Origin of the sequence: Chlorobaculum thiosulfatiphilum, from assembly GCF_006265165.1 — a bacterium.
In the GTDB taxonomy this organism is placed as follows: domain Bacteria; phylum Bacteroidota; class Chlorobiia; order Chlorobiales; family Chlorobiaceae; genus Chlorobaculum; species Chlorobaculum thiosulfatiphilum.
On sequence record NZ_VDCH01000003.1, the window covers coordinates 1 to 21,140 of the forward strand.

The 21,140-nt window shown below is 55.6% G+C and carries 22 protein-coding genes and 1 pseudogene; 15 read left to right on the forward strand and 8 right to left on the reverse strand.

The genetic code is table 11. From position 1 onward, the window contains the following. Window positions 1–221: 221 nt before the first annotated feature. The 5 genes from FGF66_RS02220 (at window position 222) to FGF66_RS02240 (ending at window position 3,990) form a co-directional block, all read left to right on the forward strand. Window positions 222–1,904, forward strand: coding sequence for a cation:proton antiporter (locus tag FGF66_RS02220; RefSeq protein WP_211341965.1), 1,683 nt, complete (start codon window positions 222–224; stop codon window positions 1,902–1,904). Window positions 1,905–1,947: 43 nt separating this feature from the next. Continuing rightward, the gene (locus FGF66_RS02225) at window positions 1,948–2,145 is read left to right on the forward strand and encodes a hypothetical protein (RefSeq protein WP_170181171.1); all 198 of its coding nucleotides are present in this window, start codon (window positions 1,948–1,950) and stop codon (window positions 2,143–2,145) included. A gap of 242 nt (window positions 2,146–2,387) precedes the next feature. Next, a complete protein-coding gene (locus FGF66_RS02230) occupies window positions 2,388–2,648 on the forward strand; it encodes a CopG family ribbon-helix-helix protein (RefSeq protein WP_139456082.1) in 261 nt (86 codons plus the stop codon). Then, a complete protein-coding gene (locus tag FGF66_RS02235; RefSeq protein ID WP_139456083.1) occupies window positions 2,629–2,910 on the forward strand; it encodes a type II toxin-antitoxin system RelE/ParE family toxin in 282 nt (93 codons plus the stop codon). Before FGF66_RS02230 ends, FGF66_RS02235 begins: the two co-directional genes overlap by 20 nt. 78 nt (window positions 2,911–2,988) lie before the next feature. Next, on the forward strand, window positions 2,989–3,990 hold the full coding sequence (locus FGF66_RS02240; RefSeq protein ID WP_170181172.1) for a toll/interleukin-1 receptor domain-containing protein: 1,002 nt from the start codon (window positions 2,989–2,991) through the stop codon (window positions 3,988–3,990). Window positions 3,991–4,005: 15 nt separating this feature from the next. Here the strand turns inward: FGF66_RS02240 and modC are convergent, their stop codons facing one another. Genes modC through modD form a run of 4 tightly spaced genes read right to left on the reverse strand, consistent with a single transcriptional unit; the run spans window position 4,006 to window position 7,390 of the window. Continuing rightward, window positions 4,006–5,061, reverse strand: coding sequence for a molybdenum ABC transporter ATP-binding protein (gene modC / locus FGF66_RS02245; protein ID WP_139456085.1), 1,056 nt, complete (start codon window positions 5,059–5,061; stop codon window positions 4,006–4,008). Beyond that, window positions 5,058–5,744: a molybdate ABC transporter permease subunit gene (gene modB, locus FGF66_RS02250; protein ID WP_139456086.1), complete on the reverse strand. Its 687-nt coding sequence runs from the start codon at window positions 5,742–5,744 to the stop codon at window positions 5,058–5,060. The genes modC and modB overlap by 4 nt, the downstream gene beginning before the upstream one ends. A 22-nt stretch (window positions 5,745–5,766) precedes the next feature. Then, on the reverse strand, window positions 5,767–6,516 hold the full coding sequence (gene modA / locus FGF66_RS02255; RefSeq protein WP_139456225.1) for a molybdate ABC transporter substrate-binding protein: 750 nt from the start codon (window positions 6,514–6,516) through the stop codon (window positions 5,767–5,769). A gap of 16 nt (window positions 6,517–6,532) precedes the next feature. Then, window positions 6,533–7,390 (reverse strand): ModD protein, encoded by an 858-nt coding sequence (modD, locus tag FGF66_RS02260; protein WP_139456087.1) that lies wholly within the window; start codon window positions 7,388–7,390, stop codon window positions 6,533–6,535. 440 nt (window positions 7,391–7,830) lie between these two features. Between modD and FGF66_RS02270 the strand changes: the two genes are divergently transcribed. The 6 genes from FGF66_RS02270 (at window position 7,831) to FGF66_RS02295 (ending at window position 14,175) form a co-directional block, all read left to right on the forward strand. Beyond that, entirely contained in the window at window positions 7,831–8,544 is a 714-nt protein-coding gene (locus tag FGF66_RS02270; protein ID WP_139456089.1) for an ABC transporter ATP-binding protein, read from the forward strand. A gap of 19 nt (window positions 8,545–8,563) precedes the next feature. Next, window positions 8,564–10,102, forward strand: a complete 1,539-nt coding sequence (locus FGF66_RS02275) for an NAD(P)/FAD-dependent oxidoreductase (protein WP_139456090.1) — start codon at window positions 8,564–8,566, stop codon at window positions 10,100–10,102. A gap of 5 nt (window positions 10,103–10,107) precedes the next feature. Continuing rightward, a complete protein-coding gene (gene ligA / locus FGF66_RS02280) occupies window positions 10,108–12,132 on the forward strand; it encodes an NAD-dependent DNA ligase LigA (protein ID WP_139456091.1) in 2,025 nt (674 codons plus the stop codon). 43 nt (window positions 12,133–12,175) lie between these two features. Beyond that, window positions 12,176–12,832 carry a DUF4145 domain-containing protein gene (locus FGF66_RS02285; protein WP_139456092.1) on the forward strand — a complete coding sequence of 219 codons (657 nt, stop codon included), beginning with the start codon at window positions 12,176–12,178 and terminating at the stop codon, window positions 12,830–12,832. Window positions 12,833–12,865: 33 nt separating this feature from the next. Beyond that, window positions 12,866–13,498 (forward strand): LOG family protein, encoded by a 633-nt coding sequence (locus FGF66_RS02290; RefSeq protein ID WP_139456093.1) that lies wholly within the window; start codon window positions 12,866–12,868, stop codon window positions 13,496–13,498. 116 nt (window positions 13,499–13,614) lie between these two features. Continuing rightward, a complete protein-coding gene (locus FGF66_RS02295) occupies window positions 13,615–14,175 on the forward strand; it encodes a four helix bundle suffix domain-containing protein (RefSeq protein ID WP_139456094.1) in 561 nt (186 codons plus the stop codon). 59 nt (window positions 14,176–14,234) lie between these two features. On the opposite strand, the gene ubiE is transcribed toward FGF66_RS02295, so the two are convergent. Further along, entirely contained in the window at window positions 14,235–14,960 is a 726-nt protein-coding gene (gene ubiE / locus FGF66_RS02300; RefSeq protein WP_139456095.1) for a bifunctional demethylmenaquinone methyltransferase/2-methoxy-6-polyprenyl-1,4-benzoquinol methylase UbiE, read from the reverse strand. Window positions 14,961–14,966: 6 nt separating this feature from the next. After that, window positions 14,967–15,380 (reverse strand): phosphoribosyl-AMP cyclohydrolase, encoded by a 414-nt coding sequence (gene hisI / locus FGF66_RS02305; protein ID WP_129051747.1) that lies wholly within the window; start codon window positions 15,378–15,380, stop codon window positions 14,967–14,969. A 227-nt stretch (window positions 15,381–15,607) separates the two neighbouring features. On the opposite strand from hisI, the gene FGF66_RS02310 reads away from it, so the two are divergent. The 4 genes and pseudogenes from FGF66_RS02310 to FGF66_RS02325 all read left to right on the forward strand — a co-directional run bounded on the left by FGF66_RS02310 (window position 15,608) and on the right by FGF66_RS02325 (window position 20,442). Continuing rightward, on the forward strand, window positions 15,608–16,699 hold the full coding sequence (locus FGF66_RS02310) for an efflux RND transporter periplasmic adaptor subunit (RefSeq protein ID WP_139456096.1): 1,092 nt from the start codon (window positions 15,608–15,610) through the stop codon (window positions 16,697–16,699). Window positions 16,700–16,708: 9 nt separating this feature from the next. Then, on the forward strand, window positions 16,709–17,725 hold the full coding sequence (locus FGF66_RS02315; RefSeq protein ID WP_139456097.1) for a ferrochelatase: 1,017 nt from the start codon (window positions 16,709–16,711) through the stop codon (window positions 17,723–17,725). A 192-nt stretch (window positions 17,726–17,917) separates the two neighbouring features. Next, a pseudogene (locus FGF66_RS13085) lies at window positions 17,918–18,715 on the forward strand (NYN domain-containing protein); the annotation flags it as partial. A gap of 1,019 nt (window positions 18,716–19,734) precedes the next feature. After that, window positions 19,735–20,442, forward strand: a complete 708-nt coding sequence (locus FGF66_RS02325; RefSeq protein ID WP_139456099.1) for a hypothetical protein — start codon at window positions 19,735–19,737, stop codon at window positions 20,440–20,442. Between the two features lie 97 nt (window positions 20,443–20,539). Here FGF66_RS02325 and FGF66_RS02330 read toward each other — a convergent pair whose 3' ends face one another. Together FGF66_RS02330 and FGF66_RS02335 are read right to left on the reverse strand one after the other, a co-directional pair. Beyond that, window positions 20,540–20,803, reverse strand: coding sequence for a hypothetical protein (locus FGF66_RS02330; protein WP_139456100.1), 264 nt, complete (start codon window positions 20,801–20,803; stop codon window positions 20,540–20,542). Further along, entirely contained in the window at window positions 20,800–21,126 is a 327-nt protein-coding gene (locus tag FGF66_RS02335; protein WP_139456101.1) for a hypothetical protein, read from the reverse strand. The genes FGF66_RS02330 and FGF66_RS02335 overlap by 4 nt, the downstream gene beginning before the upstream one ends. Window positions 21,127–21,140: the final 14 nt, after the last annotated feature.

Sequence of the window (21,140 nt, forward strand, 5' to 3'; positions counted from 1 at the left end):
GCAAAGTCGAAAAACTGTTTGATCATCCCAATGTTCGCTATGCCAAGAATTGATACCTTTATTGGCCGGAGTAATAAGCGTTTGGCATCTGGCCGTGACGGGTGGCGTCGAAGGTGCATGAAAGGCGGGGTCTGTCGGATCGATTGGCCGTGCCTCCTGAACGTACAAAATTCACCATGAGAACAGCCTCGGTCGTGGCGTTCTCGACCCGATAAACCATCATGGAGCATTTCGCGAGTATTCTCTTGCTGCTGTTCGTGGCGATTAGCGTTGTGCTGACCTTTCAGCGTATGCATGTTCCGACCAGCCTTGGCTATCTGCTGGTTGGCGTGATTCTTGGGCCGCATACGCTTGGGCCGACCGTCACGGTGCCGGAGCTTGAAACGCTCGCCGAATTCGGCGTCGTCTTTCTGATGTTTACCATCGGGCTCAATTTTTCCCTGCCGCAATTGCAGGCTTTGCGCCATCAGGTTCTCGGTCTCGGAACCGGGCAGGTCGCCTTCACCACGCTGCTTGTCGGCCTCATTGTGTGGCTTTCGGAGGTTCCGGCGGCCTCGGCCTTCGTGTTCGGCGCGGTGTTCGCACAGTCCTCGACCAGCATCATCGCCAGCCTTCTGAGCGAGCAGGGGGAGGACAACGCCAAACATGGACGGCTCGGCCTTGCCATGTCTGTGTTTCAGGACGTCACAGCGGTTCCTTTTCTGGTGATCATTCCCGTGCTGGGAACATCGGTCGCTGCGGATGTGCTTGCCGGGGCGCTTGGGTGGGCGCTGGCCAAAGCCGTGCTTGCGTTCGTGCTGGTGTTCATCGCTGGCCGCTGGTTGCTGCATCCGCTGTTTCATTTTATCTCCCGCCGCCGTTCGCTTGAAATGTTCACGCTCGCCGTGCTTCTGGTCGCCCTGGTCGCTGCGTGGGCTACCAACAGCCTCGGCCTGTCGCTCGCTTTTGGCGGATTTCTTGCCGGTATGATACTCGGAGAGACGGAGTTCCGCCATCAGGTCGAATCGAGCATCCGCCCGTTCCGCGATGTTTTGCTAGGCCTGTTCTTTATCGGCATCGGCATGAGGTTCGACCCTGCGGCGGTGCTTCCGATCTGGCATCTGGCCATGCTCGGCGCGTTGCTCATCATGGCGGCCAAAACGCTGATCGTCGCGGCGATGGTGCGGCGAATGGGCGTTGCCCTCCAGGACGCCTGGCGTACCGGCATATTGTTGAGCGTGGGCGGCGAGTTCGGCCTCGCGCTCGTTGCCATTGCGCTGGATTCAAAAGTCTTCGATCTTCGGCAGGGGCAGGTCGCGATCACCTCGGTGCTGCTGGCGATGGTGCTTGGCGCGGTGCTCGTCCGGTTCAACGGCGCGATAGCGTCCCGGCTGGTCAAGGCGCGTCCCGCCGAAACCGGAACGACGCCGGAGTTGCAGGAGGAGACCGGGCGGCAGGTCGTGATCGGCGGTTATGGCCGCGTGGGCCACGCCATCGCCGTGCTGCTGCATTCGAGCGGCATTCCGTGCGTGGCTTTCGATACCGATCTGGCCAGGATCGCGCAGGGCAAACAGGACGGTATTCCGGTATCGTTCGGCGATATTTCCGATCCCGAACTGCTGTCGGCCATTCATGTGGAGCGCTCGTCGCTCGTCGTGTTTACGATCGATTGTTCCGACACCGCGTTGCGAGCGATTTCCCACTTGAGGAGAATGTATCCGCAGGTTCCGGTGATCGCAAGGGCGCGTGACCTGAAGGCCAGCGGTCAGCTTCTGGAGGCCGGTGCGATACACGCCTATCCCGAAACAATCGAAGCGAGCCTCCGCCTCGGCGCAACGGCCCTGAAAATACTCGATGTTCCGACGGAGGATATCGATGAAGTGATTCAGGGCGTGAGAAACTGGGGATACAAGCCGGTGCTGTAATGATTTCGATGGATTCTGTCTTTGCCATCGCCGGTTTGTACTGTTGCGCGAGGCGTCGAGAGTGACCCGGCGCGGCGGCAAGGTGGTGACGGTCTTTTCGCACCGCTGGTTTCCGGGCAAGGAGATTCGGCTCTGGCCGGAGCGGCACCCCTTCGAGCGCCTCGGCCTGGTGCTCGGCTGCTACCGCAAGTCTGGCGGTCAGCACCGAAACCGTGCGCGGCAATTTGAGGCCGGACGATGACCGCCATATCCGGGAAAGTATCTATTCCGACCCGCTGTTCGCGGTGTGGGGGAGCGTCGGAGCATGAGGGTGACGGGGGCGGCGATGTCAGAAATCAGAAATATCGATTGATGCGACGGTCTGGCGGCAGGACGAGGGTTGCGTTCTTCTCTGCGATTGAACGCAGAATTGGAGAAGAGTCAGTGATCGCGTACTTTGATGAAGTGCGATGAAATACGATAAACTTCGATGGAGCAAGCACCATGACGACAACCGCAAAACGTGAACAGGTCAGCTTCAAGCTTGACGCCAACACCAAGAGGCGGCTAGAAGCCCTTGCCGTCGCCACCAGAAGAACCCGGACTTTTGTTCTCGAAGAGGCCATCAATCAATACCTCGATCTCAATGAATGGCAGCTCAAAAGCATCGAAGAGGGGTTGGCTGATGCGAAGGAAGGCAAGGTCATTGACAGCGAAACTCTCGTGAAGCAACTGGAGGCGCGAGTTGAAAGTAGTCTGGACTGAGACGGCGCTGAAACGCCTCGATGAAATCGAAGCGTACATCAAGCAGGAGAGTGAGCGGGCAGCCAGAAAAACGATTTTAAGTCTGGTCAACAAAACCATAGACCAGTTGACCCTCTATCCCGGAAGCGGCAAGCCCGGACGTCTCTACGGTACGCGAGAGTTGTTTTTTGTGGATATTTCTTATCTGGTTGTTTACACAGCCGATACCGAAAACGTGACAGTCATTACCGTGTTCCATACCGCTCAAAATTACCAGCCGTAGTTGGCGAGAGGCTTTTGATTGAGAGTTGGTGGAGTGATTTCTTATAATAAATTGTTTTTTTTCAAGAGGATGCGTGCTATGAAAGAGCATTTAAGGATTCTGGAATTGGCTGCAAAAAATGGTTTACCTGAAGAGATGGACAGCGCTTCTGAGCTGTCTATTGAAGTGGTTCAGGAGTTGGTTGAGGTGGGTTATCTTAAGGCAATTGATGCCTCGTCGGATGATGGAATATCTTATTTAGAACCTAAAATTACATTGGCTGGTAGAGAATATTTGCAAGGACTTATATCACGGAAGAAGCAAGAAAATATGCAAGAAAATAAATCAGAAATCCGTTTGTTCATTAGCCATAGCAGCACGGATTCAGTATTAGTTGAACACTTAGTTGAATTTCTGCAAGTGGCCCTAAATCTTTCAGCTTCAAAAATTAGATGTACGAGTATTAACGGTTATCGTCTTCCTGGAGGCGTGAATACGGACGAACAGTTAAAGCGTGAAGTACATGAAGCGGATGTGCTAATCGGCGTTATTTCTTCCGATAGTCTTCAGTCCTTGTATGTTGTTTTTGAATTAGGTGCACGCTGGGGCGCTGGTCGCCTATTGTATCCTCTGCTTGTTCCTGGCACGACTGCAAAAATCCTCGGAGGGCCTCTTGCAGGTCTCAACGCATTGAGTATTGGCGATCGATCACAATTGCATCAATTGGTTGCAGAGTTAGGACATGTTTTAGACATTCAACCAGAAATGCCTGCTGTATATGATCGATATATTGATGCTATTGTAAAGCAAAATAAATCAGTAACCTCCAAAGCCGAAGAGTCATCAAATCGCTTTGATTCTGATGATCTAACAGCGGAACAAACGAAGATATTACAGCTTCTTGCCCGCGCTGGTGACAAACAGTTATTTCTTCAGCAAATCTCAAAAACTATTCAAGAGAGTGATACTCGGGCAGAATACCATGTTGAACAACTAATTGACAAGACGCTAATAAGCCCTTCTTATGCAATAGGAGAACCTCCCACCTATTGTTTGTCGAAAAATGGTCGTGCTTATCTGGTTGAGAGAAATCTCGTATAATTATATCCTTCCCTCTCACCCCAACCGCCGGAACGCCGAGGCTTTGATCGCGGCGAAGAGCGTTGTGCCGGTCGCGATTTCCAGCTCTTCGGCGGCGGCGCGGACGATTTCGGCGACGAGCCTCTTGCCGCCGGATTCGAGCACCACGCCTTTGCGGCCGTCCGAGTCGAAGAGTTCGGCGACGCAGCATTCGAGCAGGTTGCGGGCGCTGATCGCTTCGGGGTGCTGCTTGAAGAGGATGATGTCGCGCGACGAAAGTTCAAAAAGCGACTCTTCGCCGGTGCGCCCCTCCGAGATGATCAGTTCGCTGTTGCCCCAAGGGCAGTGGAAGAGACCGTCTTGCTTCTTCGCGCCATTCAGGCGCAGCAGATTGAGATAACCTTTCGGGTTGCTTGCCATGCCTGCGCGGGCGAGCTGGTCGGGGGTCGAAATGCCCTCGATGCGCCCCTCTGAGACCACCATCACCTGGTCGGTCATAAGCTGCATTTCGGAGATCGAGTGCGAGATGAAGAGGTAGGGAACGCCAAACTCTTCGCTGACGCTGCGCAGGTAGGGGATGATCTGGTAGCGGAGCGAGTCGTCGAGCGCCGAGAGCGGTTCGTCCATGACGAGCAGGCGCGGGTTGGCGAGCACCGCGCGACCGAGGGCGACGCGCTGCTTTTCGCCGCCGGAGAGCTTGTTGACGCCGCGTGTCATCAGGTGGCCGAGGTTGAGCACCTCGATGAGCGCTTCGGGGCTGATTTTGCGATGTTCCGGGCGGCACCGCTTGTAGCCGTAGAAGAGGTTCGCCTTGACGCCGAGATGCGGGAAGAGCCGCGCATGTTGAAAAACGATGGCGATGCGCCGCTTTTCGGGCGAGAGGTTGATGCGCTTGCGGCTGCTGAAGAGGCAGATGTCGTCGAGGTGCAGCTCGCCGGAATCGGGCGTCATCAGCCCGGAGATCATGTGCACCAGCGTTGACTTGCCGCTGCCGGACGCGCCGAAGATGCCGGAGTGGTCGCCCTCGATGACGCTTTGCATGGCAAGGTCGAACGAACCGAGTCTCTTTCGGATGTCGATGCTGAGCTTCATGCCTCCCTCCTCGTTTCGAGCTGCTTGCCAATCACTTCATGCAGCAGCAGTATGATCACCGATAGCGCAACCGATACGCCGCAGAGCGACAGGGCCATCGACGTACCGGTCGGCGAGCTGGCGTAATCGTAGATGGCGAGCGGGATGGTCTGCGTCACGCCGGGAATGTTGCCCGCGACGATGATGGTCGCGCCGAATTCGCCGAGGCTGCGGGCGAACATGAGCGACGAACCGGCGATCATCCCCCGCAAGGAGAGCGGCAGCACGACCGTGAAAAGCGTGTCGTACCAGGTCGCGCCGAGGCTTCGCGACGCTTGGAGAAGCTGCCGGTCGATCGACTCCATGCCGAGCCGGATCGAGCGCACGAGCAGCGGAAAACCGACGGTGGCCGAGGCCACGACCGCGGCTTTCCAGGTGAAGATGAACTCGATGCCGGCGCTCTTGAGCATTGCGCCGCCCCAGCCGTTGCGCCCGAAGAAGAGCAGCAGGAAGTAGCCGATCACCACCGGCGGCAGGGTGAGCGGCAGATTGACCAGCACTTCGAGCAGCACCTTGCCCCGGAAATGCCGGAACATCATGAGCCATGCCGTCGCGAATCCGAAGGGCAACGAAAGAAGCGTTGCCGTCACGGCGATCTTCATCGAGAGCAGAATAGCCGTTATGTCTTGCGGCGACAGGTTCATGGTGTTCGTCAGGAACGAAAGATTACTTCAGGATAAAACCGTATTTCTTCAGGATCGATTTTGCCTCGCCGCCCTGAATCCAGGCGAAGAAGGCTTTGGCATCGGCATTGCCAGCTCCGCTCACCGTCAGCGCCATCGGATAGACCACTCGTGCGTGGAGCTTTTCGGGCACGACAAAGCGAATTTTCGCCTTTTTGGCCTGCATTGCGTCCGTGCGATAGACAAACGAGCCGTCAACCTCGCCCATCTCGGCGTAGGTCAGACACTCCCGCACATCCTTGGCCATCACGAGCTTCGCGGCGAGCTTCTTGTCGAGTCCCGAATTTTTCATCGATTCCATCGCATACTCGCCCGCCGGAACGCTTTTCGGGCTGCCGATGGCGATCCTGTCGAGCTTCGTCAGGTCACTCATGCCGGAGACCTTTTTGGTGGTCGCGCCAGCAAAGACGAGCGCATTATACGCGAAATTCTTCCGGCTTTTTGCGTCGAGCATTTTTTTGTTCAAAAGATAATCGATCCACTCGGTGCTTGCCGAAATGAAAATGTCGGAGGGAGCGCCGTTCTCGATCTGACCGGCCAGCGCGCCCGACGCGCCGAAGTTTTTCACGATGGTCGTGCCTGCGTGAGTGGCCGTGAATTTGTCCGCCATCTCGTTGATCGCCTCCTTGAGGCTTGCGGCTGCCGAGATGCTGACTTGTCCCGCCATAGCCGGAACGGCGGTTAACATGAGGGCGAGGAGCGCGGCGATAATGCGCGGCATTCGGAATTGCATGGTTTTCATGGTTGCGTCAGGGTTTTGGTTTTGGGTTGATGCCGGTGGAAAAATCCGCTGGTTTGCCGAAATAGACCGATGAGAGCACGAGAATGTCGATGCCGGTCGCGGCGTAGCTGGCGGCGTTCTCGCCGTTGATGCCGCCCGCCGCCGAGATGGCCACGCCGGGAAAGCGGCTGCGGATCTCCGTGACCAGCGCCGCGAGATCGGCGACGGGCATCTTGTCCACCTGCACCACGTCCGCTCCCGCCGCCGCGATGCGGAGCGCCTCTTCGGCGCTGTCCGCCTCGACGAGAATTTTCTGTTCTGGAGCGCGGCTCTTCAGCTCCGGGAGCTTTTCGAGGAACGCATCGAGTCCGCCGAGGAACGCCGTGTGCTGGCTGAAGACGAGGATCGACTCCGAAAGTCCGAGGCGATGGGGAAAGGCGCCGCCCGCCATGATCGCCTTGATGGCGATCTTTTTGGTGCCGGGAAAGGATTTGCGCGTCGTCACGACGCTGACGCCCTGATTGGCGGCGCGCGCGCGTTCGACGATGGAGGCGGTGCGCGTCGAGATGCCGGAGGCGTATTCGAGCAGGTTCATCGCCACTTTCCAGCCCGCGTGCAGCGCCGCCGCCGGGCCGGAGGCTCTCAGAATCACCGTGCCCGGCGCGGCGACCGTGCCCGACGGAAGCGCGAAGAGCACCTCCGCGCCGCATTTCGCGAGCACCCGCCCGGCCTCCTCGGTGCAGCAAAGCACCGTCCGCTCACGCGTGGTGAAGGCGATCTCGCCCGGCTCCGCGCCAATGCCGAGCAGGGTAGTCGTCAAATCACCGTAAGGCGCGTCCTCTTCGATATATCGTTCAATTTCGCTGTCGGGAGTGAGGCTGTACATTCGTGAATATTTTAGAACGTTATGTGATTTCTGTTATAGCGTAAAGCGCAGGTTCTGGAATTTCTGTGTCGTCCGCGTAATCGTTCTGTTCTCGTGCTTTTCGGTGATGGCCCTGATAAATTTAGGGATAAATGCGATTAATCCTAAGAATATTTGTGTTGCGCGTTGCGATGACTTTGAAAAACCTACGGATATGTTGTCGCGCCTGTTTTCGGTATGTTTTACGGGAAATAACGAATTCTTCCTGACATTGGCAAAAGTGTCCTGGAGCGATGGATTGTCAGGTGGAATGGAGGCTCCTGATCTGACTCCTTGTTCAGCGCAGTTGTTGCCGGGTAATAAACGGAGCTTTTTTCTTATACTTCAAGGCGCTCGGAGCTTTCGATTTCGATCTGAATGGAGTGGAGCGTGATCCGTAACGATGAACCAAACCCAAGTCGATGGCTGAATCGATTCTCAGGCTTGAAGGAGTCCGCAGGGAGCTCGAACTGTCGCGAGATGTGCGTCAGACGATCATTCCGAATCTTTCGCTCGATATTTTCGCGGGTGAGTTCGTGGCCATCACCGGGCCGTCGGGGTCGGGCAAATCGACGCTGCTCTACATCATGGGCGGCCTCGACAAGCCGACTTTCGGCAAGGTGTGGCTCGACGGGCAGGAGATTACCGGCCTCGACGAGGCCGAGATGACCGTGATCCGGAACCAGAAGATCGGTTTCATCTACCAGTTCCACTTCCTGCTTCCCGAGTTCAGCGCGGTCGATAATGTGATGATGCCGATGCTGATTCGCCGCAAATACGGCAAGAAGGAGATTCGCGAGCGGGCGATGCAGTTGCTCGACATGGTCGGCCTCGAAGACAAGTACACGAACAAGCCGAACCAGCTCTCCGGCGGCCAGCAGCAGCGCGTGGCGATTGCGCGGGCGCTGGCCAACGAGCCGAAGGTGCTGCTCGGCGACGAGCCGACCGGCAACCTCGACACCCGCTCGGCTAACAATGTCTATGAACTTTTCGCCCGGCTGAACCGCGAACTGAACCAGACCGTGATTGTCGTCACGCACGACGAGGAGTTCGCCAACCGCGCGGGCCGCCGCATCCACCTCGTTGACGGCAAGATCGAGAGCGATTCGCACACGCCGCAACCAGCATCCGCCTGAAACCACACGGAGACGATCCATGCTCGAACAGATCAGGAACACCCATCCGCTTGTCTATAAAAACTTTAGCGCCCTGCCCGACGGCGAGCGTCATCTTTGCGCCATCCTCGCCATCGACCGCTACTGGGAGAATCTCGACCTTCCGGTACCCGACGTGATCCGTGACGGCTCGCGTCTTCCTGTCGGCGTACAAATCGAAGGCGAGTTCGACATTCTCTACGCGGGCGGTACGCTGGGCCTGCTCCACGCGGCGGTAATGGCGAAAAAGTACGGGCGCAAGGTGACGGTGATCGACCGCGCCGAACCGGGGCGCACCACGCGCGACTGGAACATTTCGGAGGGCGAGCTTTTCCGGCTTGCCGACACCGGGGTTTTCTCGCGGTCGGAGCTAGACTCGACCATCGTGCGGCGCTACAAAACCGGCTGGGTCGAATTCCACGCGCCCGTCGAAAAGCGCAAGCGGCTCTACATCGACGAGGTGCTCGACTGCGCGGTCGATGCCGACAAGCTGCTCGGCATGGCTCGCGACAAGCTGCTCGCCAGCAGCGGCTCGCAAGTGCTGGGGCGCACCAGCTTCGTCGGCTGCTACCAGTTTTCGGATCATCTCGTCGTCCACGTCGAGGACTCATCCGGCCAGCCGCGCTACTTCCGGACGCAGGTGCTGGTCGATGCGATGGGCATCGTTTCGCCGATAGCGATGCAGCTCAACCAGGGCCGCCCGCAGACGCATGTCTGCCCGACGGCGGGCACTATCGCCAGCGGCTTCGAGGGGGTCGATTTCGAGGTGGGCGAAATTCTCGCCAGCACCGAGGACGCCGAGGTCTCCGGCAAGCGCGGACGGCAGCTCATCTGGGAGGGCTTCCCGGCCAGGGGCGACGAGTACATCACCTATCTCTTCTTTTACGACAAGGTCGATTCGCCGAACGACAAGTCGCTGCTTGCTCTGTTCGAGGCGTACTTCCGCAAGCTGCCGGAGTACAAAAAGCCGGGGGCGAATTTCAAGATTCACCGCCCGGTTTACGGCATCATTCCGGCGTATTTCCACGACGGCGCGGGGTGCACACGGGTGGTGTCGGATGAGCGCATCGCATTGCTCGGCGATGCGGCCTCGCTCTCATCGCCGCTCACCTTCTGCGGCTTCGGCTCGGTGGTGCGCAACCTCGACCGCATGACCTCCGGCCTCGATCGGGCGATGCGCGGCGGCCACCTCGGCGCGGCGGATCTCGCGAAAATCAGCGCCTACGAGCCGAACGTGGCCTCGATGGCAAACCTCATGAAATACATGTGTTACGACCCGGAGACCGACGAGCCGGGCTTCGTCAACGAGATGATGAACGAGGTGATGATCGTGCTCGACGAGCTGCCACAGCGCTACCGCCAGGCGATGTTCCGCGACGAGATGAAGGTCGAGGAGCTGGTGACGGTGATGTTGAAAGTCGCGTGGCGCTACCCGAAAATCCTCAAGGCGACCTGGGACAAACTCGGCGTCGGCGGGTCGGTCGGCTTCGTGAAGAACCTTGCCGGATGGGCAGTGTCGCAGAACGATAAACGCAGTTGAAATCGATGGATAAAGCGAAAGCACAGCAGGAGATTGGCAGGCTCCGGACGGAGATCGAGCGGCACAATCGGCTCTACTACGTCGAAGCCAAACCGGAGATTTCGGATTTCGAGTTCGACAAGCTGCTCGAACGGCTGATCGCGCTCGAACAGGAGTTCCCGGAACTCGTGACGCCCGACAGCCCGTCGCAGCGCGTCGGCGGCGGCATTACCAAGGAGTTCCCGACGGTCATCCACCGCGAGCCGATGCTCAGCCTCTCCAACACCTACTCCATCACGGAGGTGACGGACTTCTGCAATCGCGTCGAAAAGCTGGTCGAGGCCGAGGGGGGCGGTACGCCGGAATACGTCGCCGAGTTGAAGTTCGATGGCGTAGCGATCAGCCTGCTCTACCGCGATGGCCTGCTCGTTCGCGGCTCCACGCGCGGCGACGGTCGGCAGGGCGACGAGATTACGGCGAATCTCAAAACTATCTCGACCATCCCGCTCCGGCTCGACTCTCCGGGCGGCTCGCTCTTCGACTCGGTGGTCAGCGGCGAGATCGAGGTGCGCGGCGAGGTGTACATGCGCAAGGCCGATTTCGACCGGCTCAACGAGGAGCGCCCGGAGGAGGAGCGCTTCGCCAATCCGCGCAACGCCACCGCCGGAACGCTCAAGTTGCAGGACTCGGCGGAGGTCGCCCGGCGCAGGATGCACTTCGTGGCCTACTTCCTCAAGGGGATTGCCGACGAATCGACGCCGCACATCCAGCGCCTGCAACGACTTGAAAGCATGGGCTTCGCGACCGGCAAGCACTACAAGCTCTGCAAAAGCGTCGCGCAGGTCGCCGCCTTCATCGACGAGTGGGCTGATAAGCGCCACACGCTGCCGTACGAGACCGACGGCGTGGTGCTCAAGCTGAACGACGTCACGCTCTGGGATCGCCTCGGCGCAACCGCAAAAAGTCCCCGCTGGGCCATCGCCTACAAGTACCCGGCGCAGCAGGCCAAGACCGTGCTGCAAGGCGTGACCTTCCAGGTCGGGCGGCTCGGCACCATCACGCCGGTGGCCGAACTCAAGCCGGTGAAGCTCGCCGGATCGACCGTGTCGCGCTCAACGTTGCACAACTTCGACGAAATCGAACGGCTTGGCGTGCGGGTCGGCGATTACGTCATGATTGAAAAATCTGGAGAAGTAATTCCCAAGGTGGTGAGCGTCGTCCTCGACGAACGTCCGGAGGCGGCTGATGCCATCGAGGTGCCGGAAGAGTGTCCGGAGTGCCACACGAAGCTGGAGCGGCCCGAAGGGGAGGTGAGCTGGTACTGCCCGAACGAAGAGGCATGTCCCGCCCAGAGGCGTGGCCGCATTCTGCACTTCGCCTCGCGCAATGCCCTCGACATCCAGAACCTCGGCGAATCGCTCGTGGCGCAGCTCGTTGAGCGCGGCCTCGCGAGCGACGCGGGCGACCTCTACAAACTCACGCTGGAGCAGCTCGCGGGCCTCGATCGCATGGCCGCCAAATCGGCCCGTAACGTGCTCGACGCGCTCGAAAAGAGCAAGACGCGCCCCTACGCCCGCCTGCTTTTCGCCCTCGGTATCCGTCACGTCGGTGCGGCTACGGCGCGTGAGCTGGCCCACGCCTGCCCCTCCATCGACCACCTCCGCGAGATGGGCGAAGAGGAACTCGCCGCCGTGCCCGACATCGGCCCGGTCATCGCCGCCAGCATCCGCGACTTCTTCGCCAAACCCTGGGCGCAAGCGATGCTCGAAAAGCTCGCCAAAGCCGGACTGCCGATGCAGGCGGGAGCCGCCAAAGCGCTGATAAACAACAACTTCGAAGGCCAAAGCGTCATCTTCACTGGCGGCCTGGAACGCCACGTCCGCCAGCAAGCCGAAGAAATGGTGCGGGAAAGAGGCGGTAGAATCGTCAGCTCGGTGAGTAAAAAAACAACGCTCGTCGTTGCCGGGAGCGAGGCTGGAAGCAAGCTGGAGAAGGCGATAAAGCTGGGAGTGAAGGTGATAAGCGAGGATGAGTTTGAGCGGATGCTGTGAAATGTATATTTTTGATTGATAACATCATCAAGCAAGCAATATTATGCTACAAAAATTATCCGATAGATTTGATCAGCTTTTGTCTGAATTGACAGCAATAGAGTTGACAATAAAAGAAGGACGTAATGGACATGGAACACTCTACAAGTCTATGGATAAAGAGAAAGCCTTGACTTGGAAGGTTAAAGTCAAAAACTTGTTGATTGCTACTTGTGGCGAGAAGTCTCAGCATTTTCAAGAGATTACAAAGATTGAGGATGCAAAAGAATATTATGAAGTAGATCGGTTTAAAAAAATGAAAGCAGTATTTATTGCTGCGATGGATGATTATAAAGGTGGATATTTGACGTCGATTAAAAATCTCATTCAAGCGGATGTTTTCGATAGCGAACTTGACCAAGCCAATGGGCTTCTTTCGAATGGATATAAGCTTGCGGCAGCAGTGATTGCCGGTGTCGTTTTGGAGACGTCTTTAAGAGATTTATGCAACAAGGAAAGCCTTCCGATAGGGAAGCTTGATAAAATGAATGCTGATTTAGCGAAAGCAGGAATCTATAATAAGCTTCAACAAAAAAGAATTACTGCACTTGCTGATATTCGGAATAGTGCAGCTCATGGCAAACCCGAAGAGTTTACAGAGTCAGATGTAGAAACTATGATTCGCGACATAGAACAATTTTTGGCTACTCATTTAGCTTAATAATGTTTTTAAACTGGAATCAATCATAAATTCATGGAACCGCATTATCGTGTAACCATTTTCGGGTCGGCCCGGATCAGTGAGGGGGACAAGGAATATCGGGATGTTTTTGAAATCGCCAAGGGGCTGGCTGCCGAGGGATTCGACATTGTGACCGGCGGCGGGCCGGGGTTGATGCAGGCGGCGAATTCCGGGTCGAAGAGCGTGTCGAACGGTGGGCAGTCGATCGGGTTGAACATCAAATTGCCGCACGAGCAGCATTCCAATCCCTGGCTCGACATCAAAGAGGAGTTCGACCGGTTCAGCGGTCGCCTCGACGCCTTCATGGCCATTTCCGACGCGGTGGTCGTTGCGCCCGGCGGCATCGGCACGCTGCTCGAACTTTTCTACTCCTGGCAGCTCGTGCAGGTGCAGCACCTTTGCGAAACGCCGATCATCCTCTTCGGCGAAATCTGGACCAGCCTGCTGCTCTGGCTCGAAACCGAAGTGCTGCCGCGCCACCTCTTCGAGCGCAAGGACATGCACTCGATATTCCACGTCATGGAGCCGTCGGAGGTGGTCGATCTCATTATCAAAATCCACAAAGAGCGTTTTCAAATGGAGCATGTGTGCCGGAATTTCAACAAGTACCGGCTTGAGATTGCCGGGGAGGCAGGAAAAACGTGAAATATGCGTTCTGGGACGATAGGGACTTTTGGGACGAGTGGGATAAGAGGATGATGGGATTGTGGCGGGTTTTGTATATTGTGTGCAATACCCCTGCAATTTCCAAGTGACAACAGATGGCTGGTTCGGGGCGGATTATTCTGCCGCATGGCAGCTATAAAAAGCTGCATTCGTACCGGAAAACCGAGATCATCTATGATCTGACGGTACGGTTTTGCCGGAGATTTCTTTCGGTTCGCGACCGCACGGTTGACCAGATGGTTCAGGCGGCCCGCTCCGGCAAGCAGAATATCGTCGAGGGTTGCATGGCTTCCGGCACTTCAAAGGAGATGGAGATCAAGCTGGTGAATGTGGCCCGCGCGAGCCTTGAGGAGTTGCTGGAAGATTATTGCGATTTTCTGCGGACGCGCGATCTGTCGGTTTGGGAGAAAAATTCACGAGAAGCGCTGTTCGTCAGAAAGCTCTCGCGCGAGAGCGGCGTGAGTTACGAGTCGTTTCGCGAGTTCGTTGAAACCCGCCCTGCCGAAGTGGTTGCCAACATCGCGATCTGCCTGATCAACCAGGCAAGTTTTCTGCTCAAACGCCAACTCGAAACGCTCGAACAGCGGTTCATCGAAGAGGGCGGCATCCGCGAGCGAATGACCAAAGCCCGCCTCGACTCCCGTCAGAAAAGGTGAGAACCCATACATCTCTTCCGTCCCACCAGTCCCAATCGTCCCAAAAGTCCTACCAACCACTACTTCGTCGCCACGTACAAAATTGAGGTCTCGAAGGTCATCGGGAAATACTCAGCCTTTTTGAAGCCAGCGTTCTTCAGGATTTTCGTGAAGGCTTCGGTCTGCGGGAACTGCTCGACCGAGTTGGGCAGGTAGTCGTAAGCGAAGGTCGATTTGCTGAACATTCCGGCGATTTTCGGCAGGACGTTCTTGAAGTAGATCAGGTAGAGCTTTTTCATCACCGGGTTGCGCGGAATCATCGGCTCGATGATGTAGGCCCGTCCGCCCGGCTTGAGGACGCGGTGGAACTCCTTCATGCCCTGTTCGAGGTTCTCGAAGTTCCGGACGCCGAAGCCCGCGCTGACGACGTGGAAGCTCCGGTCGGCGAAGGGCATCTTTTCGGCGAAGCCTTCGATGAACTCGATTGACGGGTACTTCTTGCGCGCGATGGCGAGCATCTCTGGCGAGAGATCGTAGCCGGTCACTTTCGCGCCGGGAATCTTCGCCATCGAGGCGGCCAGGTCGCCCGTGCCGGTGGCGACGTCGAGAATTTTCGGCTCACGCTCGCCTTCCACCTGCTTCCGCGCCTTTTTTGCGGCAACGACGCGCCAGTAGTTGTCGATGCCGAGGCTCAGGAGGTGGTTGAGGAAGTCGTAGGTCGGCGCGACCTCGTCGAACATATTTTTGATCGAGGAGCGCGACTTGGTTTGTATGAGGGACTTTGCGGTCTCTTTGGAACTGCTCATCTGCGGTCAGCTTTGTTTGCCGTAAACCTCTTCGGGATCGAACATCAGCGTGTCGCAAATCTCCATCGACTCGCCGTCCACCGTTTTGCGGTAGAAGCAGGAGTGGTAGCCGACGTGGCACGCGCCGCCTTTCTGCGAAACTTTCAGCAAAAGCGTGTCGCCGTCGCAGTCGATGAGGATGTCGCGCACCTCCTGCATGTTGCCGGACGATTCGCCTTTGAGCCAGAGCTTGTTGCGGCTGCGGCTCCAGTAACACGCCTTTTTCTTTTCGAGGGTCATTTTGAGGCTTTCGAGGTTCATCCAGGCCATCATCAGCACCTTGCCGGTTTCGTGATCCTGAACTATCGCGGGAACCAGTCCCTTGCTGTCGAATTTGACCGTTTCGAGAAAGCTCTTCTGCGTCTCTTGATTCTCGCCCATTGAAGCTGTAGATTAGAATTTTTTCCGTAATGCCTGCGTTCAATTCAGCCGAAAGAGCCATTAGAAAACGCCCGGCAGAAAGATTTGCAAGATTGTTAAAAATATTGAAAAACCAAGGCTGCAACCGGGAAAAAATCACCAGCTTTCCGACGCGGCCTTTTTGAAAAAACTGCCTGGCCTCGTCCGCCTGGCAGATTGGTAACGCTCAATTCCCATTCTCTCACGATATGCAGAATTTGCAGAAGATGCTTCCGAAGTTCTCGATAGCCCTGGCCGTGGTGTTCGCCGCGACCATTGGCTATCTGCTTACCCGAGGCAACAGCGTCGATGTCGAGGCGCGCAAGATTTCGAGATCGGAACTGGTCGAGGCGATCTATGCAACCGGCTACGTCGAGGCGGAGAACATCGCCAACCTCAGTGCCGAGTTCTCCGGCACGGTTCGCTCCATCGGCGCGCTCGAAGGGCAGCAAGTCTCGAAAGGGCAGGCGATCATCGTCTTCGACAGCGTCCAGCCGCGCCTGGCTGTCAACGAAGCGCGGGCGGCGGTGGCCGAAGAGCTGGCCGCCGTGCGCGACAACAACCTCCGGCTGCAACGGAACCGCTCGCTGTTCCAGGCCGGCGCGATTTCCCGACAGGATTTCGAGGCGGCGGAGCGCAACAGTGTGCAGTCCGGCGAATCGCTCCGGCAGCGCCAGATGCAGCTCAAGAGCCGCGAGGATGACCTGAACAAGCTCCAGGTGGTCGCACCCTTCGCCGGGATTCTGACGCTTCAGAATGTCAAGGAGGGTGATTACGTCCAGTCCGGTACGCTCGTGGCGACCGTCACCGATCCCGCCCGCTACCTCGTGGTGGTCGAGGTGGATGAACTCGACGTGCCGCGCCTGCGCACCGGCCTCAAGGCGGTGATCGCCTTCGACTCGATGCCCGAAAAGCGCTTCAATGCCGCGGTGGTGCGGATCGTGCCGCAGACCGACCGCGTGACGAAGACCTCGCGCGTCTATCTGCGCCTCGCCGAGCCGGTTCCGGCGATTCAGGGCGGCATGACCGCGACGGCCAACATCGTTTACAACACGCGCAAAGGAGCGCTTCTGGTCAGCAAAAGCGCCGTGTTCGAGGAGGAGCGTCAGAGCTACGTCTGGAAGATCGTCGATGGCAAGCTGAAAAAGCAGCCGATTCGCACCGGCGACAGCGATCTCGTCTATATCGAGGTGGTCAAGGGCCTCGATGCCGGGGATGTCGTCGTGACCTCGCCGCAGGAAAACTTCCGCGATGGCATGGAGACGCGGCTCGTCAAGGATACGCCGAAAAAGCAGTCCTGAGCGTAATCCGTGAGCGCGAAGCGAATGGCCGTGGTGCTGGCAGCCCACGGAGAGGCCGAAACCAGCGGGTTTTTCGAGAATTATCAGGTGAGCCTGCACACCCTTCAACGCGCCTCGGAGGTGATTCACGTGCCCGCGCCTCTGCGCCATTTCATCTCCTTCAGCTCATCGGTCAGAAAAAAGATCGGCAGAAAAACATCCGGATCGCCGCAGAATCCCCTGACGCGCCTTCAGGCTCGCGCGTTGCAAGCGCATCTCGACGCGACGTGTGCCGACGTCGAGTTCGAGGTGATGGCGGCGTTTTCGGCTTCGGAACCGGGCGTCGAAGCGGTGCTCGACAAGCGCCACGGTTATGACGGCCTGATCGTGGCGCCAATGGCTCCGGTGGACAATGCCATGAGCTGCGGGTTGCTCTGCGCCCATCTTTCGAAGTGTTGCTCGCCCGGGGAGCTTGCCCGCACACGAGTGATCGGGCGGCTGTGGGAGGACGAAACGCTGCATCGCGGTTATCTCGACTATCTCTTCGGAAGCGGGCGGGCGCTGCCGAGTGGCCCGAAAGAGCGGAATGCGCTGATGCTGCTCTTTCACGGCACGCTCGTCGAGGATCGCAACGGCGCTCCGCCCGCGTTCCACACCGGTCACGCGGAGACGGTCGAGTTCGCGCGGCGGCTCACGGCTCTCATCGAAGCCGATCCGCGAACGCCGTGGGGCACGGTCACGACCGCATTTCTGAACCACGCCGTGGGCGGCAAGTGGAGCACTCCGTCATTTGACGAGGCCGCGCGGATGGTGATCGGCAAAGGATTCCGGCATGTGTCGCTCTTCGCCGCCGGGTACTTTTCCGATGGCAACGAGACGCTGCATCGTGAATCGGCGTTCTCCGCCATCGCGCCATCCGTGAGCGTCGAAACGATTCCCTGCCTGAACGATTCGCCGCATCTGATCGCGTGCCTTGCCGGAAGAGTCGTCGCCGCATCGCGGCAGATTCTGGCTTTTTCCGGCGATTTGCAAAGCCGGGCCGTATGAATCGAACATTCGCGGCTTTATATTGCAAAAGGTGAAAAATTTTGCTTACCGCTCAGTAAATGCCATTTGGGGAGCGGGGCTGCCGACACCTTTCAACTGCCCGCGTCTCCTTCTGTTAGAAAGATGCCGGGTTTTCAACTATTTCTTTCCGCTTCCTGACGAGGGGCCGGTAAGACCAACGAGGATACCATTATGGAGCATAGCCGGGAAACGATTGCAATGCTTATCGATGCCGACAATTCGCCGAGCGACAAAATCGATTTCATTCTGGCCGAGATGGCCAAATACGGCGTGGTCAACATCCGCAGGGCCTACGGCAACTGGAAGAGCCACTCGCTGAAGGGGTGGGAGGACAAACTGCACGATTACGCCATCCGCCCGATCCAGCAGTTCGATTACACCAAGGGCAAGAACGCCACCGACATGGCGATGACCATTGACGGCATGGATCTGCTCTTCAGCAAGAAGCTCGACGCTTTCTGCATTGTGTCGAGCGATAGCGATTTTACGCCACTTGTCATGCGTATTCTTTCGGAAGGTTTGAACGTTTACGGGTTTGGACAGAAATCGACCCCGTCGCCATTCGTGAACGCTTGCTCGACCTTTCTCTATATCGATTCGCTCGGTGGCGAGAAGGAGCAGACCAAAAGCGACAGCTTCCGCCGCAAGAGCAGCCACGAGCTGCGGAGCGACGGCAAGCTCCGGACGCTGCTGCTCAACGCCGTGGACAGCGCGCAGGAGGATGATGGCTGGTCGAACCTGGCCAAGATCGGCAAGAACATCGCCAACCAGGCGTCGTTCGATCCGAGAAACTACGGTTACAAAAGGCTTTCCGACTTGGTGCGCTCCATCGACATGTTCGATATCGAGTTCCGCAACAATCACTCTGAACTCTACATCCGCGACAAACGCAAGGGCCGGAAGCCCGATGCGCTGCCTGCCGAAGCTTCGGCGGCAGCTCCGGTTTCGGTCGCGTTTGAACCGGTAGCCGCAAAACCGGTTGCGCCGCAGGCGGAAGAGCCGAAACAGGCTGCGCCGGAACCCGCTCCGAAGAGCGCGTCCGTACTGTCGTCGGCCGCACCCGAAGCGGCTGCTCGAAAGTCCGGCGTTCCGGCATTGTCAGCTCCGAAGCAGGGTTCCGCGAAGCCAGTCAGGGCGGACGCTCCGAAATCCGCCAGGCCGGAGCCAGCGCCTGAAAAGCCAGTTGCGCCGGAAGCCTCCGCATCCGGGGCACAGGTGACGGAGTCCGCTGCCGAGCCTCCAGCCTCGACCGAAGCCAAGCCGAAGAGATCGACGAGGTCACGAGCGACCAAGCCGCGCGCGACCTCCACGCGGAAGCCGAAGGCTGCCGATGCGACGGCGGATGAAGCGCCAAAGCTCGCCGCGTCACCAGCGCCGAAACCAGCACCAGAACCCTTGAGCGTCGCAGTCCCCGAGGTTGTTCCGGCAACAGCCGAAGCGCCCGAGCCGGAGAAGAAAACCCGCCGTCCTGCACGTCGCCGCACGACTCGCAAAAAGAGCGAGCCGGAGAGCGGAGCTGCAACGGAAGAGTAGGACGGATAGGTCAGATAGGACGGAGGGGATGGAAGAGATGAAGAGGATTTTTTCGGATTTTTGATTTTACGCTGTAGGGGCGGGTTTTATGCCCGCCCTGTTTTTTTTGGCGCAGTAGTGTTGCAAGCATTTTGGCCACGTTGACCTAATAAAACCTGCATTTTATTAGGTCAACGTCTGTATAAATAACAATCTCACCCTATAATGAGCTATAGCCGACAAAAGCAAGGAGATAAAAATATTTACCTTGCTGTTTTATGAATCAAGTCACGATATTCTTGATAGAGCTTTTGATTAAAAAATGTAACAAATGGCTTAAGGGCATCTCTAAAAAGTCGAATACTCCTCTGAAAATCACCTAAAAAACTTTATTAATACATCTGTAAAATCGCTTACACACTGCAATTCTCACTAATTCAGCTACCTCATAAGACTTTTTAGAGATGCCCTTAAATATGAAAAAAATAAAAGAATCAACTGAAAGACTTATTGCCTATTTATCCCTTTGTGTTAATTTTGTATTTAAAGATTTTTTTAAAAAAGTTGATGCAGTTTTTGGAAGCATCTTTGTCACTGTGATTTTTTTATTTATTCAGCATTATCATTGGTTTTCGGATTCGGATTTTAAAAATTCACTATTCTGCATCATTTTTGGAATTCTTTTGCTGGTTTTTATTCGGTTTTCATTTGCTCCATATTATGTTTGGGGTAAAGACCAAGATGCAATTTATGAACTCTTAAAAATAGATAAAAGTGATTTGGAAAATATGTTGGGCGGAAGGTTTATTTTTCAAAACACATTTTTATATGGTGGTGATATTAATATATGCAAGAGCTATGTTGGGACAAAAGAGATTATGAGCTTAAATAATGTCTATACGGCCGTTAAAGTAAGAGCGCCAAAAAACTCTTTGGCAAAAATCAAGATAAATACGACATACTGTTCATTTTGTGGGCAATGCAGATTTTATTATAAGTCTAACAATAAGGAAGAATTTTTTATGGATGATGCTTGTGATTCACATGGATTTTTTGATGTTTACATAGATGATAATTCACGCTTTTTTTTGAAAATGATATGCGATGATAATATTACTGTTGAGAATGATAGTACTCTTTTGATTGAAATAAAATCATGGATTTATTTGTATTGTATTTTTTAAAATTCTCGCTTGCCTTAAAATGCACGAAGACATAAAGCCACTGGCTAATACGATTTTGAATAACTGTTCAACGAATTATCCGTTTTGTAAAGGCTATTCATTTTCGCATTTGAGGATGAACAATCTGTTGGAAACCCCCATTTGGGCAAGGATCATATTTTTCATTGTGTTTGTGTAAGTCGTAATTTTTTATGGTTAATCCATCAGTTAATTCTGACTCATCAATTTCCATGGTTTGTTGCTCGATACAAGTAGCGCCTAAACTTCTAATTGCTTCAGGCGTTCCCCAACGTCCAGATATTATGAATTCATCAGTACGAATATCATACATCTTAAATTTAAATACATGTACTATACTCACTGTATTTCCTCCTCATTTATGTTTTTGTTGTTCGTGATAATATCTGCAATTTCTTGCGGCTTCTTATTTGATAATTTTCTCATCCCATTGATGACAAGTAATTGTATTCCATCTTTTATAAAGCCAGATGCAATACTAAGAGCTAATGACTTTGAAATTGTGACAATAAAATGAAAATCTTGTGGAGACCCAAGTGCATGATCAAAAGCCATCGTTACTGGCTTGTAGATTTCCTTATATGATAGTGCTGCATTATCAAGATATTGAGTAATCTCATTTTTTCTTGCATAAACAGAAAGCTCAAATGTAATTTGGTCGTTCATGGCTTTGTTATTTA